Here is an 18,330-nt window from a genome sequence, read left to right as displayed (position 1 = left end):
ATGGTGGGTCGTGTAGGATTCGAACCTACGACCAATTGGTTAAAAGCCAACTGCTCTACCACTGAGCTAACGACCCGCCGCCGGGTCTTCGAGACGTATCAACGCACCATGCCACTCAAGGGCACGTAGCAATGGTGGGTCGTGTAGGATTCGAACCTACGACCAATTGGTTAAAAGCCAACTGCTCTACCACTGAGCTAACGACCCGTCCCGACAGGGCGCACATAGTACTGATAACGCTCGACATTGACAAGATTTTTTTGCCGGGAAGCCGCTCATCGCGAGCGTCGCGAGTTCTTCGGCTTGCGCATGGCATTGACCGGGCGACGCTTATTCTTGTCGCGGCTCCAACGATTTTGCTCGTCGGGCGTCAACTCGGGCACCTTACGCGCTGGCAGGTCCGCCAATTGCGCCAGATCGTCGACTTCTTCCTGAGAAAGTTCGACCCATTCCCCCGCCTTGGCGCGCTTGTCGAGGAAAATATTGCCGTAGCGCACCCGCTTGAGGCGGCTCACCGTGAGCTCTTGCGACTCCCAGAGACGCCGCACCTCGCGATTACGGCCTTCGAGAATCACCACGTGGAACCACGTATTGATGCCTTCGCCGCCGAATTCTTGCACATCGGTAAAGCGTGCCGGACCATCTTCGAGCATTACACCCTCGGTCATGGCGGTCACGTTCTCCTGGCGGACGGCGCCCATCACACGCACCGCGTATTCGCGCTCGACCTGCGTGGAGGGATGCATCAAGCGGTTGGCGAGCTCGCCATCGGTGGTGAACAGCAACAACCCGCTGGTATTGATATCCAGGCGGCCGATGGCGATCCAACGCTCGCCCTTGAGGCGTGGCAAGCGATCGAAGACGGTGCGCCGCCCCTCAGGGTCACGACGCGTGCACAACTCGCCCTCGGGCTTGTTATACATGATGACGCGCCGCGGCACCTCCTCGGCGTCGCGCAGATTGACGGGGCGCTCGTCGAAGGTAACCCGATCGCGCGTCTCGACACGATCACCCAGCGTGGCCACCTGGCCATTGACCTTGACGCGGCCGTCGCTGATGGCGGTTTCCATCTCACGACGCGAGCCAAAGCCCGCACGGGCCAGTACCTTCTGCAATTTTTCGGTAGGCGTGTTCATGGATCGAACGTTGTCTCGTCTGTTGAATGTTCCGCGCCCGCCGCGTCGGAAGCCTTTGCGTCACCCTCGGCAGGCGACGCTCCGGCCTCCTCTTCCCGTCGGCGGGCGCGTTCGGCCAGGCGAGCTTCGAGTTCGGCGAAGCTCAATCCCGACCGCTCGGACGCCGTCCCGGCGTGCTGATCGTCGGCCATCCCGGCCGTCGTCGTGTCTGTCGTCTCTAGCGTGTCTGGCGCGGCCTCGGATGGCGACGTTGCCTGCGACGTATCCTCGACCGGTGACGTATTCTCAACGTTGTCGGCGTGACTGTCACGCGCCGATGGATGATCCGCGTCATTGTGCCCCAGCGACTGCTTATCGTTCCCCAGAGCCTCCTCGAAACGCGTCTCGAATTCCTTGAGTTCGTGCATCGGCGGCAGAGCATCGAGCGTCTTGAGACCGAAGTCGTCGAGAAAGGCACGCGTGGTGGCATAGACTGAGGGACGCCCCGGCACGTCACGCTGCCCGACGACACGGATCCATCCCCGCTCGGTCAGGGTACGCATGATTGAGCTGCTCACCGAGACGCCGCGCACCTCCTCGATATCGCCACGGGTGACTGGTTGACGATAGGCGATCAGCGCCAAGGTCTCCAGCAGCGCACGCGAATAGCGCTGTGGCTTTTCATCCCAAAGCCGCGATATCCAGGGCGAAAAGCGTGCACGAATGCGCACTTGAAACCCCGAGGCGGTCTCGATGAGCTCCAGAGCGCTATGCTCGAGGCGCTCGCCCAGGCGCGCCAGGGCATCGCGCAACTCACCGCGCGAGGGGCGCTCACGCTCGTCGAACAGACTCTCCAGGCGCTCGGCTGTCAGCGGCTCGCCGGCGGCCAACAACGCCGCTTCGCAGACCTCGTCGAGAGACGTGGGTGCCTCGTTCATTGGGGGTCCTCTTCGGCATCGGCAAAGGCGCTTTCCCCGCCGTCGTCCTCGTCCGCCCCGGCGGTGTCGCCGGCCGCCTCGACGACCAGCCGGGCACGCACATGAATCGGCGACAGCGGCGCGTTCTGCGCGATCTCGATCATCGCCTCCTTGGCCAGTTCGAGAATCGCCATGAAGGTCACCACCACGCCCGCGCGCCCCTCCTCGAGCGTGAACAACGCCTCGAACGGGGTATAACGTTGGCCATCCAACTGCTCCATGATACGTAACATGCGCTCGCGGGTGGACAGCACCTCGCGGCTGATCTGGTGAGATTGCTGAAACTCAGCCCGCTTGAGCAATCCCGACAAGGCGTGCAGAAGCTCATCCAGCTCGACCTGGGGATGAACCACTCGGGTCTCGAGCGTGGGTAACGCGGCCTGCGCCGCGACCCAATCACGCCCTTCGCGCGGCAATTCATCGAGCCCCTCGGCGGCCAGCTTCAGCTGTTCGTATTCCTGCAGGCGGCGGATCAACTCGGCGCGCGGGTCTTCGGCATCCTCGTCCTCGCCCTTGGGTGGACGCGGCAACAGCGTGCGCGACTTGATCTCCGCGAGCATCGCCGCCATCAGCAAATACTCGCCGGCCAGGTCGATCTCCAGCGCCCGCATCAATTCGACGTATTCGATGTACTGATGCGTGATCGCTGCCACGTCGATGCCCAGGATGTCGAGATTCTGACGCCGAATCAGATACAGCAACAAATCCAGCGGCCCTTCGAAGGTTTCGAGAAAGACGCGCAGCGCCTCGGGCGGAATGTAGAGATCTTCCGGCAGCTCGGTGATGGGCTGGTCGTGCAGGCGCGCCAATACCGCCGCTTGGGACGCGGCTGTCACGGTATCGGCACTGACGGGCTCGGCGGTATCACTCACGCGTGACGCTCTCCTCGACTGCGCCTCACGGCGCGACCTTCGACAAACGCGCAGTGTAGCAAGGCCATCGGGAGGCGAACACGCCCGCGTCACGCGCGATTGTCGCGCGGGATCAATACGCCTCGGCCGCATCGGCCTTGCGATAGCGCCCTGTATAGTCGAAGAGCTTGTCGCGGATCTGCCAGTAACGACCGACCTTGCGCCCCACGACGAAATCCGGGGCCTTGAGCCGATGCTCATCGGCGATGACCTCCTCCGCCGAGCGTGGTTGCCAGTCGATGCCCGGTGCGCGCAGGTGGTAGCGCAAAAACGCCAGCGTGAAGGCGCGACGCTGCGCGGGTGTTTCCAGCGCGAACCATTCGTCGAGCGTGGCGCCGTCCTCATCGTGATAGGTCACCTTCAAGCGCGGCAGCCCCCGCCCGTTGAGCACCGCTTGCAGCTGCATGCCCGACACGCGAAGCACCTTGGCTTCCTTGAGTCGTAGGGCCGCCTTGAGCTTGTCATCGGGATCGACCATGCGCTCGCTGCATTGATGGCAAGCCCGCGCAGCGATGTCGTTTTCCGCACCGCACTGATCGCACACCTTGAAGCGAAAACGAAAGTCACACTGCTTCCTCGTTGCCGGTTTTGACGTTGTGCTTTTAGCGCGGTTTCGGGCGCTATCAACAAGCCCTTGGCAGCGCCGGCCGTGATGCTCGATGACCAGGTCGCCATCACGCTTGCCCCAGAACAGATTGGCGTGCCCGCACGCCGGGCATTCGACCTGCACCGGTTCAGAATCTGAGTCCGGACGCGGTTCGCCGACTTCCGGTGCGTACAGGTCCCAGGGATTGCCCGCGTAATCGAGAATCAGGCAGTCTTCCTTGCCCGGCGCCAAGCGCAACCCACGCCCGACGATCTGTTGATACAAGCTGACGGACTCCGTGGGCCGCATTATGGCGATCAGGTCCACGTGCGGCGCGTCGAATCCCGTGGTCAGCACCGCCACGTTGACGAGATACTTGATCTCGCGCGCCTTGAAGGCCGCAATCAAGCGCTCGCGCTCCTTCGTGGGCGTTGCACCGATGATCAATGCCGACTGCTCGGCCGGCAGGTAGCCGATGATCTCCTGCGCGTGCGCCACGGTGGCCGCGAAGATCATCACCCCACACCGCTCTCGCGCCTGTTCGACAACCTCGGCGATGATACCCGGCGTCGCCCGGTGCCCCTGGACAACGCGATTCAACTCGGCTTCCTCGAAACCGCCATCGCGCCCTGGCACCAGGCGCGAGAAATCGTAACGGGTCTGCCGACCATCCTCGGCGTAGAGCGCCGCATCCACGCGCTTGGGCGCGACCAGATAACCCTGCTTGACCATCAATCGTAGCGGTTGCTCGAACACACAATCCTGAAAGAAGCTCTCGGCGTCGCCACGCACCATGCCATGATGATGGCGGTGATAGATGAATCCTTGCCCCAGGCGATACGGCGTCGCGGTCAGCCCCAGCACCTTGAGACGCGGATTGTGCTTGCGCAGATGCGCGATCACGCGATGATAGCTCGACGGCGCCTTGCGCTGGCGGGCGTCATCGCTGGCAGGCGGGGGAATGCGGTGACATTCGTCGATGACCAGCAGCGTGAACGCACCCCACTCATCGTGTGCCTCGAAACGTGCCAAGCTATTGACCACGGACTGCACCGAGCCGAAGACCACTTGTCGCTCGCTCTCCTTACGCCCTAAGCCCGCGCTGAACAAATCCGCCTCCAGGCCGTAAGCCAGGTACTTGGCATGGTTCTGCTCGACCAACTCGCGCACGTGGGCCAGCACCAATACCCGCCCCCGAGCTAGACGCGCCAATTTGGCGATCACCAACGACTTGCCGCTACCGGTCGGCAACACCACCACGGCCGGATCGTCGCTCGCGCGAAAATGCTCGACGACCCGCGAAACGGCCTGTTGCTGGTAGGGTCGAAGCGAGGGCGCGCTCATGGCAGACTTCCAATCGGATCAAAAAGCGCATCCTACCATCGTCGGCAAGGTCGGCCAGATGGCAATACAGGCCTTGATCTCGCCTTTCCGCGCCCCGACCTCATGAGTGAGGCGCGGATGACAACGATCAACCCGTATCGCATTAACGTTTCCAGCAAGGAGGCCCTATGCAAGCACCGAGTAGTCCCGATTGTCCTGAATGCGGTAGTCGCGCCAAGCGTTTCCCTCCCGGTCGCGAGGGGCAATATCACGTTTTTTGCGCAGCATGCGACCATGATTTCGGGCGTTACGACCGCCTTGTCGCCGACTACCGTCATCTCCTCGACGACCTGGAAGCCCATCTCGGCACCTCGGATAACGCGCACCGCGACGTCTGAGGTTGTTATCGTCATTTTTCACTGACATCCGTTATCGGAGATCCTTCATGTCCTCGACTCAATCCCATTTCGTGGTGCTCGCCGAATTCCGGATCAAGGAAGGCCAAGTGCCTGCCTTTCTCGCCCTGGCGCACAACGACGCCAACGAATCCCTGGCCAATGAGGAAGGTTGCCTGGCGTTCGACGTGCTGACGCCGGAAGGCAGCGACAATGTCGTCGTGCTGCACGAAGTCTATCGCGACCGTGACGCCTTCGAGCATCACATGCAGATGCCCCACTACGCGCCCTTCAAGGAAGGCAGCGCACCGCTGCTCGCCGACGAGCCGAGCGTACGCTTCTTCTACACGGCTATCCGCCCCGAATAAGTACGCGTTTCAGTCGAGCAGGCACGGCGATCTTGTGATGACGTATGATGCATATCCTCTGCTGCAATTGGCCCAGAAAACTTAAAGATGGGCGTTGAAGACCTTCATCAGCTCGACCTTGTCCTCGAAGCCGACTCCCGGCATGGCCGGGATCGCCACGTAACCGTCCTCGACCGGGGTGGAATCGGCAAAACCGCCGAAGGGTGCAAAGACGCGCGGGTAGGATTCGTTGCCGCCCAACTTGAGGCCGGCGGCAATATTGAGCGCGAATTGATGTCCGCCGTGGGGTATGCATTGGCGGGTCGACCAGCCGCGAATATGCAACTCGTCCAGCATGCGCAGATATTCCACCAGTCCATACGACAGCACCGGATCCATCTGCAGAATGTCGCGATCAGGACGCATGCCTCCATGGCGCAGCAGGTTACGCACGTCCTGATGGGAGAATAGATTTTCCCCCGTCGCAGTCGGGCCGGCATAGTGCTCGCATAGCTGGCGCTGCAGAGCGTAGTCGAGCGGGTCGCCCGCCTCCTCATACCAACGCAGACCGTATGGCGCCAAGCCACCGGCGAAATCCAGCGTGTCCTGCAGGTCGAAGCGGCCATTGGCATCCACCGCCAGACGCGACGCGTCCCCCACCACCTCGAGCGCGGCCTCGACCCGTCGCAAGTCCTCTTCCAGGGGCACACCGCCAATCTTCATCTTGGTGGCCACATACCCCATTTCCAGGTAATCGCGCATCTCCTCCTGCAGCCCCTGGATTTCCTTGCCGGGATGATAATAGCCACCGGCGGCATAGACCGAGACGCGACGATCCGCCTCACCATCACCGAAACGCTCGGCCAGCAGCTGCGCCAGTGGCTTGTTCTCGACCTTGGCCACGATATCCCAGATCGCCATGTCGATGATGCCCACCGCCACCGAACGCTCGCCGTGACCGCCCGGTTTCTCGTTGGCCATCAGCGTCGCCCAGACCTTGAATGGGTCGAGATTATGGCCGCTATCGTCCAGTAGCGACGCAGGATCCGCTTCTCGCAGACGCGGCAAGAAACGTTCCCGAAGCAGGCCACTCTGGGCATAGCGCCCGTTCGAGTTGAAGCCATATCCCACGACCTGCCGACCATCGACCTTGGCGTCGGTGTAGATCGCCAGGATGGACACATCCATCTTGGCAAATGAAATGTAGGCATTGGCGATATCGGACGCGATCGAGACTCGCGCTTCCTTGATGTCGGTGATTTTCATGCAACTCTCCTTATTAAATAACGTGTTAAGACCAGATACCGGCCGGCAGCCTGACGCTCAGCACCTCAGTGAAAGCCACATAGAACACGCCGATCAATAGCGCCATGATGGGCACCCACATGACTAGACGGCGTGCCGATACTGGTATCTCTATCCGGGCCAAAAACCAGGTAAAGCCAAAGAAAGCGATGGCCGTGGCCAGCAGAAATCCCAGCACACCAATCGCATACCACCAGGCGAACAGTATCGCGATAGCGATAACCAAGCGTAGCGGACTGCCTTCGATCTCGACCTGGCGCGCAGCCGGCTTGACGAAGGCCTTGACCATCAGAGCCAGCGACAGCAACACCGTCACGATGATCATGGCACGTGGGAAAATAATACTGAGCCGCCCCAGTTCTTCGCGGGGTAGCCACAATAGCGCCGCGAAGGCCAAGCCCAGGATGCCCGCGGCCAGATCGGTATTGAGGCGCACGATCATGACTTGTCCTCCTCGTCAGGCTTGGCCTTGGCCATGCGACCGCTACGCTCCAGCCAGGCAGGTAGTAGTGATGTCGCAGCGCTGAGCAGCACCAGAACCGCCAGTACCTTGGATAGTGGGTTATCGACCAACCCCAGCCAGGGAATGGGATCGGCTATGGACATCAACATGGACTGCACGTAGCCCTTTTCGGCGATGATGCCGAGGATCAGGCCCAACACGATAGGTGCCGCCTGGATACCGATCAGGCGCAAGAAGTACCCGATCGTGCCCAGCAACAGCATCATGCCGACATCAAGAAAGCTGTTACGCAAGGCATAGGTGCCCAGAATCGTGACCATCGCGATGCTTGGCAGCAGGAAGTAAAACGGCGTCTTGACCACCACACGGTGAATCAACCGACCACCCAGCAAGCCGACCGGCAACAGGAACACGGCGGCAAAGCCCATCGACAGGATGAAGCCGTTGGTCAGCACACCGGTTTCGGTGAACAGATCGAGCCCCGGGCGCAGGCCATGCATGAGCAGCACCCCGAGAATGATGGCATCCGGCGGTGCCCCCGGGATCCCCAACGTCAGCAGTGGCACCATGCTGCCGGCCACCATGACGTTGTTGCTCGATTCCGAGGCGATCACACCATCGACATTGCCCTTGCCGAACGATGACGGGTCCTTGGAGAAACGCTTGGCTTCGTTATAGGCCACCAAGCTGGTGACGTTGCCTCCCGCGCCCGGGATGATGGCAACGATCTGACCGATGATGCAGGAGCGGATCAGATTGATGGGCTTGCCGAAGATATGTTTGCTCATCTTGCGAATGGCGGAACCCACGCCGCCTTCGAGCTTGCCGCTTTCCGGCAGGGCACCGCGCCCCTGGGCCGCCATCGAGAGAATTTCGGGTATCACGAACAAGCCGATCAGGGCAACGATCAGCGCGATGCCACCCTGTAGCGCCGGCATACCGAAAATGAAGCGAGTTTCGCCACCGATCGGCGAGACGCCGATGGTGCTCAGCAGAATGCCGATGCAACCGCCGAGCAGCCCCTTGAGCAATGAACCACTCGAGAGGCTAGCGACAAGGGTCAGGCCCAGCAGGGCGACCCAGAACATTTCCGCCGGGCCGAATACTACGGCAAGCCTCGCCAATGGCGGCGCCAGCAACAACAGGAACGCCACGCCGACGATGCCGCCGACCACCGAGGAAATGGTCGCGGCGGCCAGGGCTTCGTAGGCACGCCCCTGACGAGCCATGGGATAACCATCGAAGGTCGTGGCAATGGAGGAGGGCGTTCCGGGTGTATTGATCAGGATGGCGGTAAAGGCCCCACCGTAGATGGCGCCCATATAGACCGCCCCCAGCGCCATCAACCCCTGTAGGGGGGACATCGTGAAAGTGAACGGCAGTAGAACCGCCAGCGCCATGGTCGCCGTCAGTCCGGGCAAGGCGCCGATAAACAACCCTGCCGTTACCCCGACCAGGATCGTGACCAACCCTTCGAGTGTCAGGATCGAGAATAGGGCTTCCAGTAACATGTCCATAAGCCAACTACTCCACTAAATGCAGAATGGGTCGCGTCAGATGAACGGCCAGAACCCGGCCCTGCGCCCAGAAGGATCGCAGGGCCGGAGACGCATCACGTCGCGTTATTGGTTGGCTTTGGCTTCTTCGAGGATCGGCTGATAGGCCGACTTGAGTTGCTGCATGACCTTGTCCACCTCGCCATCGGTGATATCGGTCATGACGAAGCCGAGCGGCTCCTGTTTTTCAGCAATGCGCTCGTTAGTCTTCGCAAACGCATCTTCCAGCTTGTTGACGATTGCGTCCGGTGTTCCCTTGGGTACGGCCACGCCACGATAGGCACCCCCGACGATGTCATAGCCCAGCTCCTTGAACGTCGGGACATCCGGTAGCGCGGGGACGCGCTCTTCCGAGGCCACGGCCAGGACACGGGCGTTATCCTGCATCTGCACGCCGAGCATCGAATAGTTGAAGATGCCCGACACATGGTTGCCCTGTACCGCCGCCGGCAACGGACCCGTACCGGTGAAAGGGATGTAGGTCACGTCGATACCGGCTTCACGCTCCAGACGCAAGGCACCCAAGTGGTTGGCGCTAAAGGTCCCGCTACCGCCCAGCGTTACCGCCTGCGGGTTCTTCTTAGCGTATTGGACCAGGTCGTCGAGGGTCTTGAATTGGCTGTCTTTGGGGACGATCAGGGCATTGGGTGTGGTGTGGAAGAACGTCACGATTTTCCAGCCATCGGTTTCGTAACCGGCATTCTCACGCATGATGGGCTGGGCGATGATGTGCGGAATATTGACGCCGATCATCTCGTAGCCCGTCGGCTCGGCACTGTTCTGGAACTCGCTCCAGCCGACGGCACCACCACCCCCTGGGCGGTGATTGACGTTTACGTCAACCCCCAATATCTCTTCCAGATGAGGCTCCTGGAAACGCGCGGTGACGTCGGACTCCCCCCCCGGATCGAAGGGAATCGTATACGTGATGGGTTGTTCGGGATACTCAGCGAAGGCGATGCCGGGCATGCCCAGGGCAGCCATCAGGGTTAGCGAGCCTACCCAGCGTGTCGTGGCGAATTTCATTGGCGTACTCCTTGGTCTTCTTGTCGTCTGGCGATTTCCTCCGCTCGCTTGTTCTTGTCACTGTCATGGCGGAGCGAATGAAACGTCATACGCATTTCGTGTCGAGAAAATGCGTACCGCACCTTTGAAGATAGCCAACTTGTAAAATCTGTCCACTTTTAAGGAGATAGACCTTAGTCGAGCCAAGCAGGAAAATACGCTTCTGCATAGAGATTTCTATCAAATAGCATTTAAAACAATAGCTTATTTATTCAATATTCTATTTATAAGGAGAGCATGCATACAGATCGAGTTGTTTTACATGAACATGCCGACCTTGCTAACCCTCGAACACCCGACGACGCGAATTGCCTATATGCTCGCGCATTCGCTGGCAGGCCATTTCGGGATCGCCTTCGCGAATGGCCTGAAAAATCCGCACATGTTCTTCCTGAACTTCCGGCAAATGTTGCCCGGGACGACGCAACCCAAGGTTGCGTGCCAGATTCTGACCAAAATTGATCTGCGTCTTCAGGGAAAGAAGCGTGTCGCTGAAAAACCGATTATTGGTCGCATTGGCGACCGCCATATGAAAGCCGAAGTCCGCAGAGACACCGAGCTCCCCCGTCTGAATGCAAGCTTCCAGGCGCTGTAGCGCCTTCTCGATCTCCTTGAGCGCCGACGACGAGGCATATTGAGTGGCGGCACGTGCCGACTCGCCCTCCAAGGCCGCTCTAAACTCGAAACAGCGCTGCATATCCGCCAAGCTTTCCAACGGTGCAAAGTCCAACATGGCACGGTCAGGGCGACGCATCACGTAACTCCCTGCACCCCGCTGCGACCGTACTAGACCATCTTCCCTCAAGCGTGACAGCGCCTGGCGTACAATCGGACGGGAAACCTGGTTCATCTCAGCCAGCTTGGCCTCGGAAGGCAGCCGGCTTCCCTCGCCATATTCGCCTTTGAGAATACGCTCGACGATATCCCCATAGACCTTGTCACTGAGCCGCAGGGGACGCGCCGATTCCTCGAAGGCACCGCCCATGGAAGACATCGCCAAGTGTCGGTGGACGTTGGACTGACTGGTCATTGATAGGGCCCCATAGGCAAAAGCACACCCCTTAAACCTAACGCATTTCGTCTCGACTGTTGATTATCGGGGCCCGATACACAAAGCCCGATGCCAGGAAACCGGCATCGGGCTATCGCATCACGAGGGAGTGTTAAACCACTTTATCCAACCGGTTCCAGGAACCCTCTCGCGGGAAAAAGACGCAATCAGTCCACCCAGACGCGCGCGTTGCGGAAAAGGCGCAACCAGGCGCCGTCTTCCTGCCATTCAGCAGGGCGCCAGGAGTTGGTCACCGCACGTGCTACGCGCTCGGGGTGCGGCATCATGATCGTCACACGGCCATCCGGCGTGGTCAGCCCCGTGATGCCTGCGGCAGAGCCATTGGGGTTGGCGGGATAGCGCGTGGTTACCTGGCCGTAGTTATCCACGTAACGCATGGCGATCTGATCGCTGGTCTGCATGCTACGTAAATGGCCGCTGTCGCGGAACTCGGCGCGCCCTTCACCGTGCGCCACGGCGATCGGCAGCCGCGAGCCTTCCATCCCAGCGAGCAGGATCGAAGGACTCTTCTCGACCTGCACCATGCTCACGCGGGCCTCGAATTGTTCGGACTCGTTACGCACGAAACGCGGCCAGTTCTCGGCACCGGGAATCAGCGATTTGAGCTGCGAGAGCATCTGGCAACCATTGCACACCCCCAGCGAGAAGCTGTCATCACGCTGGAAGAAGCCCTCAAAGGCATCACGAGCACGGCTATTGAAGAGCACCGACTTGGCCCAGCCCCCGCCAGCGCCGAGCACATCACCGTAAGAGAAGCCGCCACAAGCGACCAATCCCTTCATGGTTTCCAACTCGACGCGACCCTCGAGGATATCGCTCATGTGCACGTCGATGGCCGCGAACCCCGCGCGGTCGAAGGCCGCCGCCATCTCGACATGGCCGTTGACACCCTGCTCGCGCAGCACCGCCACGCGCGGCTTCTCGCCCCGCCCCACATAGGGCGCAGCAATGTCGTCGTCAACCTCGAAGCTGGGCTGCGCCGAGAGGCCCGGATCGCGCAGGTCGAGCAAGGCATCGAATTCGGACTTAGCACACTGTGGATTGTCGCGCAGCGCCTGCATGCGGTAACTGGTTTCGGTCCAGGTACGCTGGGCGATGGCCCGCGTGGTTTCCAGTAGCGGCTCCTCGAACAGCGTGACACGTACCTGATCGTCGTAGCGCGGCCGGGCAACCACACCGCAGGTTTCGAGTCCGGCGGCGGCGAGCTGAGCGAGCACGAACTCGGTATCGCGGCGGTTGACCTGAATCACGGCGCCCAGTTCCTCGGCGAACAAGGCGTCGAAGGCTTCGTAGGCGTCGTCGATCAACCAGTCGAGCTTGATCTCCAGCCCGCCGCGTGCGGCGAAAGCCATCTCCAGCAACGTTACCAGCAGGCCACCGTCGCTACGGTCATGATAAGCGAGCAACTTGCCGTCGGCGTTGAGGCCCTGAATGACGGCGAAAAAGGCCTTGAGATCTTCAGCATCGTCGAGATCAGGACACACATCACCGACCTGGCCGTACACTTGCGCCAGCGCAGACCCGCCGAGGCGGTTCTGCCCCTGTCCCAGATCGATGAGGATCAAGTCGCTTTCATCCTGATCCAGGCGCAACTGCGGCGTCAGGGTGCGCATGGCATCGGTGACCGGCGCGAAGCCGGTGATGTCGAGCGTCAGCGGCGCCGTTACGCTCTTGTCTTCGTATTCACCGTCGGCGGTCTCTTCCTGCCACGCGGTGCGCATGGACATCGAGTCCTTGCCCACCGGGATGGCGATGCCAAGCTGAGGGCAGAGCTCCATACCCACGGCATGGACGGCGTCATACAAGGCCTGATTCTCACCGACATGCGCGGCGGCACTCATCCAGTTGGCGGAGAGCTTGATGTCGGAAAGCTTGGCAATCGGTGCCGCCGCCAGATTGGTAATCGCCTCAGCCACCGCCAGGCGCGCGCTGGCCGCCGGGTCGACTAGCGCCACCGGCGGCCGCTCGCCAAGCGCCATGGCCTCGCCAGCATGTGTATCGAAGCTTGCCGTGGTCACTGCGCAGTCGGCCACGGGTACCTGCCAGGGCCCGACCATTTGATCGCGCGCCACCTGACCGGTGATCGAGCGGTCGCCAATCGTGATCAAGAAGCTCTTGGAGGCTACTGCCGGCAGGCGCAACACACGATCCAACGCCTCGCGCAGATCGAGGTTGTCGAGCCCCAGCCCCGGCAGCGTTGACGCACGGCGCTCGAAGGCACGCGACATCTTGGGCGGCTTGCCGAACAACACGCTCATCGGCAGGTCGACGGGGCGCGTGTCGAAGTGGCCATCGTGAACCATCAGTTGATGGGCCTCGGTCGCCTCGCCGACCACGGCAAAGGGGCAGCGCTCGCGCTGGCACAACGCATCGAAGGCGTCCATGTCGTCCGGCGCTACCGCCAGCACGTAGCGTTCCTGGGCCTCATTGCACCAAATGGCCAGCGGGCTCATGCCCGGCTCTGCATTGGGAATATCGCGCAATTCGAAGCGACCGCCGCGGCCGCCGTCCTTGACCAGCTCAGGCAGCGCATTGGACAACCCACCGGCGCCCACGTCATGGATGAAACAGAGGGGATTGTCGTCACCCAATGCCCAGCAGCGGTCGATGACTTCCTGGGCGCGACGCTCCATTTCCGGATTATCGCGCTGCACGGAGGCAAAATCGAGATCCTCGCTGGAGGCGCCCGAGGCCATGCTCGAGGCTGCCCCACCGCCCAAACCGATCAACATCGTCGGGCCGCCCATCACGATCAGCTTGGCACCGCGGGGAATCTCGCCCTTGGCGACATGCTCCTCGCGAATATTACCGTAGCCGCCGGCCAGCATCACCGGCTTGTGGTAACCACGTCGTTCGATGCCGCCAGCGCCCACCGCATCCTGCTCGAAGGTGCGGAAAAACCCGGCCAGGTTGGGACGGCCGAATTCGTTGTTGAAGGACGCACCACCGATGGGCGCCTCCAGCATGATCTCCAACGCCGACTGAATACGCGCGGGTTTGCCGTAATCGAAGGCTTCCCAGGGCTGCACGAACTCCGGGATACGTAGATTGGAAACCGCAAACCCGGTCAGCCCAGCCTTGGGCTTGCCGCCGACGCCGGTGGCGCCTTCGTCACGAATCTCGCCCCCGGCCCCGGTCGCCGCGCCGGGGTGCGGCGCAATGGCCGTCGGGTGATTGTGGGTCTCCACCTTCATCAGGATGTGGATCGGCTCTTGTGTCGCTGCATAGCGCGCTTCCTGCTCGCGCCCCGGCAACCAGGGGGCGGCAAAGAAGCGCCCGGCCTCGGCGCCACGAATCACGGCGGCGTTGTCGCTGTAGGCCGAGAGGATATCGTCGCTGGAACACGCGTGGGTGTTCTTGATCATTTTGAACAACGAATGCGACTGGGGCTCGCCATCGATGGTCCAGTCGGCGTTGAAGATCTTGTGCCGGCAGTGCTCGGAGTTAGCCTGCGCGAACATCATCAGCTCGACATCGGTCGGGTTGCGACCGAGCTCACGAAAAGCCTTGTGTAGGTAATCGATCTCATCGGCGGCCAGGGCCAGTCCCAGCGCATCATTGGCGTCGACCAACGCATCACGCCCGCCCTCGAGCACATCGACACGCCCCAGCGGTGCCGGCTCGTGATATTCGAACAGCTTGGCGGCATCGCTCGAATTGGCCATTACCGTTTCGGTCATGGGGTCGTGAAGCAGCGTGACGAGCGCCGCAAACGTCGCCTCGTCGAGCTTGCCCTTGAGCGTCACGCTATACGCGATGCCGCGTTCGATACGCCGCACCTGGTGCAAACCGCAATTATGGGCGATGTCGGTGGCCTTGGAAGACCACGGGGACAGCGTCCCCAGGCGCGGCACGACCAAGAACAGCTGCCCCTCGGGCTCGGCGTCGGCGCCATCACGCACAGGGCCGTAGCTCAGCAGTTGCGCCAAGACCTCGCGCGCCGAGTCGTCGAGTTCGTCCTGGTGATCGACGAAATGAACGTAATCGGCATGCAGCGCCTCGACCTCGGGCACGGCATCACGCAACGCGGCTAACAGCTTGGCATGACGGAAAGCGGAAAGGGCGGGCGCTCCTCGCAGTTCGAGCATGTCGAATGGGCCTCTGGGACAGCAAATAGACGATGCCGCGGGCGGCGGCCAATGAGCTGTCATGATACTGGAAAAGGTCCCGCCGGGCGAAGACGGCTTCACGATCTTGCACGCCGCGAGGAATCTCCGCCAGGTGACACAAGGCGCAACGCCCGCTAAGGTGACCCCTCTCATCGCTGACGCGAACTGGCATGCTTGATGTTCTTTTGCACTACATGCGGCCAGCTGCAACAACACTCGTTGCTCTGCTGGCGCTTTTAATTCCCGACGGTCGCACATCCCACGTCCGTGACACGGCGTTGTCGGCGATTTCCTCGCGTGACTACATCCAAGTAGCCACCCGCAACACGCCGACGACCTATTACGAAGGTCGCCACGGCCCCACAGGGTTCGAATACGAACTGGTGCAGCAATTCGCTGAGACACTGGGCGTCAGCCTGTCGACCGATAGCCATGGCAATATCAGCGATGTACTCGATGCCGTGCGCAGCGGCCGTGCCGACTTCGGTGCCGCCAATCTGGCACTCGACCCCATCGAACCCGGTATTCGTTACAGTCGTCCGATCATGTCGATGCAGCCTTTGGTGATCTATCGCCCGGGCATAGCGGCCCCTGAAGCGCCGAAAGACTTGCTGGGGCTGGATATCGCCGCGATCAAGGACTCGGGTACTAGCCGCGCCCTGCGAGACCTGCAGGAGAAGCTCCCCAAGCTAAGTTGGCAGGAAACCGACGAACTGGAGGTCACCGACCTCATCGAGATGGTCGAGAAAGGCGAACTCGATGCTGCCGTCGTCTACGCTCATCAATTCAAGATCAACCGTCTGTTCTTTCCCGACGTCGAGCGTGGCTTCGCATTGGGCAAGCCACAAAGTCTGGTATGGGCGTTTCCCGAAAGCGACGGTGTCGCCCTCCAGCAAGCGGCTAACCGACTGATCGCGCGCATGCAGGAAACTGGAACGTTGAGCAAGCTGATCGATCAGTACTTCGGCCATGACAACTATCTCGAATACGTAGGGGCGAGCATTTTCATTCGCCATACCCAAAAGCGCTTACCAAAATACGAAGACGCCTTCAAGAAAGCAGCTCGTAGAACCGGCTTCGACTGGAAGTTGCTCGCCGCATTGGGCTATCAGGAATCGCACTGGAAGCCGCGCGCCACATCGCCGACCGGCGTGCGCGGACTCATGATGCTCACCAATGCCACCGCCGCCGAAGTCGGTGTGACCAACCGCCTCGACCCTGAGCAGAGCATCAAAGGCGGCGCTACCTATCTCAAACATGTGAAGGGTCGGCTACAGGAAGAAATCACCGAGCCGGATCGAACCTGGATGGCCCTGGCTGCCTATAACGTAGGTTTGGGCCATCTCTACGATGCCCAGAAGATCACCGAGATGCGGGGTGGCGATCCCTACAGTTGGGCGGACGTACGCAAGGCACTGCCGCTACTGCAGAAGCGCAAGTGGTACAGCAAGGTGCGTCACGGCTATGCGCGCGGCGGCGAACCGGTGATCTACGTGCGCAATATTCGCCGTTACTACGAAATTCTCAAGTACGTGGATCGCAGTCAGCGTCAATTCCACCAGCTCGGTAAACGCGACGACACCTTCCCGCAAACGCCTTTCAATACCGTCCCGCCGGTGCTGTAGGCGATCGCCTCGACATGACCCGAGCGCGTCATTCACGTCGCGCCGCAAAAAACGCCTTGAGCAATTGCGTGGCGCGCGAGGCCAGCACCCCCCCTTCCACCTCGACACGGTGATTGAACCACGGCTGGGCAAACAGGTTGGCCCGAGATTCGACCATGCCGCTCTTGGGTTCGGCGGCACCATACACGACCCGACCTACACGCGCATGAATGATCGCCCCGGCGCACATCATGCAAGGCTCTAGCGTGACGAAGAGTATGCAGCTATCCAGCCGGTAATTGCCCAGATGCGCTGCAGCGTCACGCAAGGCACGCACCTCGGCATGTCCACTCGGATCGTGACACGACACCGGGGCGTTAAAACCCGCGCCCACGATTTCACCACTGGGCTCGACCACCACCGCGCCCACCGGCACCTCGCCCGCCTCCAACCCCATACGCGCTTGATCCAGCGCACGGTGCATGTAGAAGGTATCGCTGCGCATCACAGGGGCACTCCGGTATGCTGATAGAATTGGAACAGTCGTATGAAAACGAGCCATTATAAGGATGCCGACATGACGCACCCCCTCGCCACCCTCGTCGACCTGTTGGGCCTAGAAACCTTGGAGGAAAACCTGTTTCGCGGTCGTAGTCAGGATCTCGGGCTTCCTCAGTTGTTTGGCGGCCAAGTACTCGGCCAAGCGCTTTCCGCCGCCACCCGGACGGTCGATGCGACACGCCGCGCCCATTCATTGCATGGGTATTTCCTGCGCCCCGGCGACGCCAAACGTCCAGTAGTGTATCAGGTCGACCGCGTACGAGACGGCGGGAGTTTCACCACTCGACGCGTCAGCGCCATCCAGAACGGCAAGACCATTTTCTTCTGCAGCGCCTCGTTCCAGGGCCAAGAGCCGGGCTTCAGCCATCAGCGCGAGATGCCCGACCTCGAGTCTCCCCAGGCGCTGATCGAAGACGGCGCCGAGGTACAGCGCTTCGACGGCCATCCCATCGAGTTCCTGCATCTCCCGGATACCACCACCGACATGCCGCGCAAACAACTGTGGTTCCGCCTGGCCGGCGAATTGCCCGAGGATGGCTCACTGCATCGCTACCTGCTCGCCTACAGTTCTGACTTCAATCTGCTGACCACCAGCCTCGTCTCGCACGATACCTTTTTCGGCGATCCTCGGCTGCAGATCGCGAGCCTCGATCATGCCCTGTGGTTCCACGACGATGTGACCATCAACGACTGGCTGCTGTATGACATGGAAAGTCCGTGGGCCGGCGGGGCACGCGGATTCGCGCGCGGCAGCGTCTACGACCGGACCGGACGGCTGGTCGCATCGGTGGCGCAGGAAGGGCTGACGCGTCTGCGGGACTGAGCGCCGTGCTGGGGGAGACATGCGAGCGCAGGTGTAAATCGATACGAATGGGGGCGGAAGCATCAACAAAAAGGCGCGGGCATAGCCCGCGCCTGACACGATCACTGGGTAAGCCGTC

The 18,330-nt window shown here is 61.2% G+C and carries 15 protein-coding genes and 2 tRNA genes; 4 read left to right on the top strand and 13 right to left on the bottom strand.

From position 1 onward, the window contains the following. Position 1: 1 nt before the first annotated feature. The 6 genes from RVY79_RS12670 to RVY79_RS12645 form a co-directional block, all read right to left on the bottom strand. Positions 2-76 (bottom strand) — tRNA-Lys (locus RVY79_RS12670). Positions 77-132: 56 nt separating this feature from the next. Further along, a tRNA-Lys gene (locus RVY79_RS12665) sits at positions 133-207 on the bottom strand. A 68-nt stretch (positions 208-275) separates the two neighbouring features. Then, positions 276-1,136 (bottom strand): 23S rRNA pseudouridine(2605) synthase RluB, encoded by an 861-nt coding sequence (rluB, locus tag RVY79_RS12660; protein ID WP_317464585.1) that lies wholly within the window; start codon positions 1,134-1,136, stop codon positions 276-278. Then, entirely contained in the window at positions 1,133-2,053 is a 921-nt protein-coding gene (scpB, locus tag RVY79_RS12655; RefSeq protein ID WP_317464584.1) for an SMC-Scp complex subunit ScpB, read from the bottom strand. The genes rluB and scpB overlap by 4 nt, the downstream gene beginning before the upstream one ends. Beyond that, positions 2,050-2,928, bottom strand: a complete 879-nt coding sequence (locus tag RVY79_RS12650) for a ScpA family protein (protein ID WP_317464589.1) — start codon at positions 2,926-2,928, stop codon at positions 2,050-2,052. Before RVY79_RS12650 ends, scpB begins: the two co-directional genes overlap by 4 nt. A 148-nt stretch (positions 2,929-3,076) precedes the next feature. Then, on the bottom strand, positions 3,077-4,933 hold the full coding sequence (locus RVY79_RS12645) for a DEAD/DEAH box helicase (RefSeq protein ID WP_317464583.1): 1,857 nt from the start codon (positions 4,931-4,933) through the stop codon (positions 3,077-3,079). 167 nt (positions 4,934-5,100) lie between these two features. Between RVY79_RS12645 and RVY79_RS12640 the strand changes: the two genes are divergently transcribed. Both RVY79_RS12640 and RVY79_RS12635 read left to right on the top strand, forming a co-directional pair. Then, complete coding sequence (locus RVY79_RS12640; RefSeq protein ID WP_317464581.1) at positions 5,101-5,310, top strand: hypothetical protein; 210 nt, start codon at positions 5,101-5,103, stop codon at positions 5,308-5,310. 47 nt (positions 5,311-5,357) lie between these two features. Next, the gene (locus RVY79_RS12635; protein WP_317464580.1) at positions 5,358-5,675 is read left to right on the top strand and encodes a putative quinol monooxygenase; all 318 of its coding nucleotides are present in this window, start codon (positions 5,358-5,360) and stop codon (positions 5,673-5,675) included. 81 nt (positions 5,676-5,756) lie between these two features. Here RVY79_RS12635 and RVY79_RS12630 read toward each other — a convergent pair whose 3' ends face one another. From RVY79_RS12630 to purL, 6 genes are all read right to left on the bottom strand, one after another. Beyond that, positions 5,757-6,920 carry a mandelate racemase/muconate lactonizing enzyme family protein gene (locus tag RVY79_RS12630; RefSeq protein WP_317464578.1) on the bottom strand — a complete coding sequence of 388 codons (1,164 nt, stop codon included), beginning with the start codon at positions 6,918-6,920 and terminating at the stop codon, positions 5,757-5,759. 25 nt (positions 6,921-6,945) lie between these two features. Further along, positions 6,946-7,401: a tripartite tricarboxylate transporter TctB family protein gene (locus tag RVY79_RS12625; protein ID WP_317464577.1), complete on the bottom strand. Its 456-nt coding sequence runs from the start codon at positions 7,399-7,401 to the stop codon at positions 6,946-6,948. Continuing rightward, positions 7,398-8,939 carry a tripartite tricarboxylate transporter permease gene (locus RVY79_RS12620; protein WP_317464576.1) on the bottom strand — a complete coding sequence of 514 codons (1,542 nt, stop codon included), beginning with the start codon at positions 8,937-8,939 and terminating at the stop codon, positions 7,398-7,400. Before RVY79_RS12620 ends, RVY79_RS12625 begins: the two co-directional genes overlap by 4 nt. 105 nt (positions 8,940-9,044) lie before the next feature. Further along, complete coding sequence (locus RVY79_RS12615) at positions 9,045-10,004, bottom strand: tripartite tricarboxylate transporter substrate binding protein (protein ID WP_317464575.1); 960 nt, start codon at positions 10,002-10,004, stop codon at positions 9,045-9,047. 319 nt (positions 10,005-10,323) lie between these two features. Further along, positions 10,324-11,073, bottom strand: coding sequence for a FadR/GntR family transcriptional regulator (locus RVY79_RS12610; RefSeq protein ID WP_317464574.1), 750 nt, complete (start codon positions 11,071-11,073; stop codon positions 10,324-10,326). Positions 11,074-11,261: 188 nt separating this feature from the next. Next, entirely contained in the window at positions 11,262-15,203 is a 3,942-nt protein-coding gene (gene purL / locus RVY79_RS12605; protein WP_317464572.1) for a phosphoribosylformylglycinamidine synthase, read from the bottom strand. 191 nt (positions 15,204-15,394) lie between these two features. Between purL and mltF the strand changes: the two genes are divergently transcribed. Then, a complete protein-coding gene (gene mltF / locus RVY79_RS12600) occupies positions 15,395-16,849 on the top strand; it encodes a membrane-bound lytic murein transglycosylase MltF (RefSeq protein ID WP_317464571.1) in 1,455 nt (484 codons plus the stop codon). Positions 16,850-16,877: 28 nt separating this feature from the next. Here the strand turns inward: mltF and tadA are convergent, their stop codons facing one another. Continuing rightward, positions 16,878-17,333, bottom strand: coding sequence for a tRNA adenosine(34) deaminase TadA (gene tadA, locus RVY79_RS12595; protein WP_317464569.1), 456 nt, complete (start codon positions 17,331-17,333; stop codon positions 16,878-16,880). Between the two features lie 72 nt (positions 17,334-17,405). Between tadA and RVY79_RS12590 the strand changes: the two genes are divergently transcribed. Further along, a complete protein-coding gene (locus RVY79_RS12590; RefSeq protein WP_317464568.1) occupies positions 17,406-18,212 on the top strand; it encodes an acyl-CoA thioesterase II in 807 nt (268 codons plus the stop codon). The last annotated feature ends 118 nt before the right edge of the window (positions 18,213-18,330 follow it).

The sequence above is a fragment of the Chromohalobacter sp. HP20-39 genome, assembly GCF_033052815.1.
In the GTDB taxonomy this organism is placed as follows: domain Bacteria; phylum Pseudomonadota; class Gammaproteobacteria; order Pseudomonadales; family Halomonadaceae; genus Chromohalobacter.
The sequence above is the reverse complement of the archived record's forward strand: the minus strand, read 5'-3'. Positions and strand labels throughout refer to the sequence as shown.

What these genes read in the sequence shown, in the direction of transcription:
- rluB (WP_317464585.1), bottom strand. Translation starts at nt 1,136, where the DNA reads ATGAACACGCCTACCGAAAAATTGCAGAAGGTACTGGCCCGTGCGGGC.
- scpB (WP_317464584.1), bottom strand. Translation starts at nt 2,053, where the DNA reads ATGAACGAGGCACCCACGTCTCTCGACGAGGTCTGCGAAGCGGCGTTG.
- RVY79_RS12645 (WP_317464583.1), bottom strand. Translation starts at nt 4,933, where the DNA reads ATGAGCGCGCCCTCGCTTCGACCCTACCAGCAACAGGCCGTTTCGCGG.
- RVY79_RS12640 (WP_317464581.1), top strand. Translation starts at nt 5,101, where the DNA reads ATGCAAGCACCGAGTAGTCCCGATTGTCCTGAATGCGGTAGTCGCGCC.
- RVY79_RS12635 (WP_317464580.1), top strand. Translation starts at nt 5,358, where the DNA reads ATGTCCTCGACTCAATCCCATTTCGTGGTGCTCGCCGAATTCCGGATC.
- RVY79_RS12630 (WP_317464578.1), bottom strand. Translation starts at nt 6,920, where the DNA reads ATGAAAATCACCGACATCAAGGAAGCGCGAGTCTCGATCGCGTCCGAT.
- RVY79_RS12625 (WP_317464577.1), bottom strand. Translation starts at nt 7,401, where the DNA reads ATGATCGTGCGCCTCAATACCGATCTGGCCGCGGGCATCCTGGGCTTG.
- RVY79_RS12620 (WP_317464576.1), bottom strand. Translation starts at nt 8,939, where the DNA reads ATGGACATGTTACTGGAAGCCCTATTCTCGATCCTGACACTCGAAGGG.
- RVY79_RS12615 (WP_317464575.1), bottom strand. Translation starts at nt 10,004, where the DNA reads ATGAAATTCGCCACGACACGCTGGGTAGGCTCGCTAACCCTGATGGCT.
- RVY79_RS12610 (WP_317464574.1), bottom strand. Translation starts at nt 11,073, where the DNA reads ATGACCAGTCAGTCCAACGTCCACCGACACTTGGCGATGTCTTCCATG.
- purL (WP_317464572.1), bottom strand. Translation starts at nt 15,203, where the DNA reads ATGCTCGAACTGCGAGGAGCGCCCGCCCTTTCCGCTTTCCGTCATGCC.
- mltF (WP_317464571.1), top strand. Translation starts at nt 15,395, where the DNA reads ATGCTTGATGTTCTTTTGCACTACATGCGGCCAGCTGCAACAACACTC.
- tadA (WP_317464569.1), bottom strand. Translation starts at nt 17,333, where the DNA reads ATGCGCAGCGATACCTTCTACATGCACCGTGCGCTGGATCAAGCGCGT.
- RVY79_RS12590 (WP_317464568.1), top strand. Translation starts at nt 17,406, where the DNA reads ATGACGCACCCCCTCGCCACCCTCGTCGACCTGTTGGGCCTAGAAACC.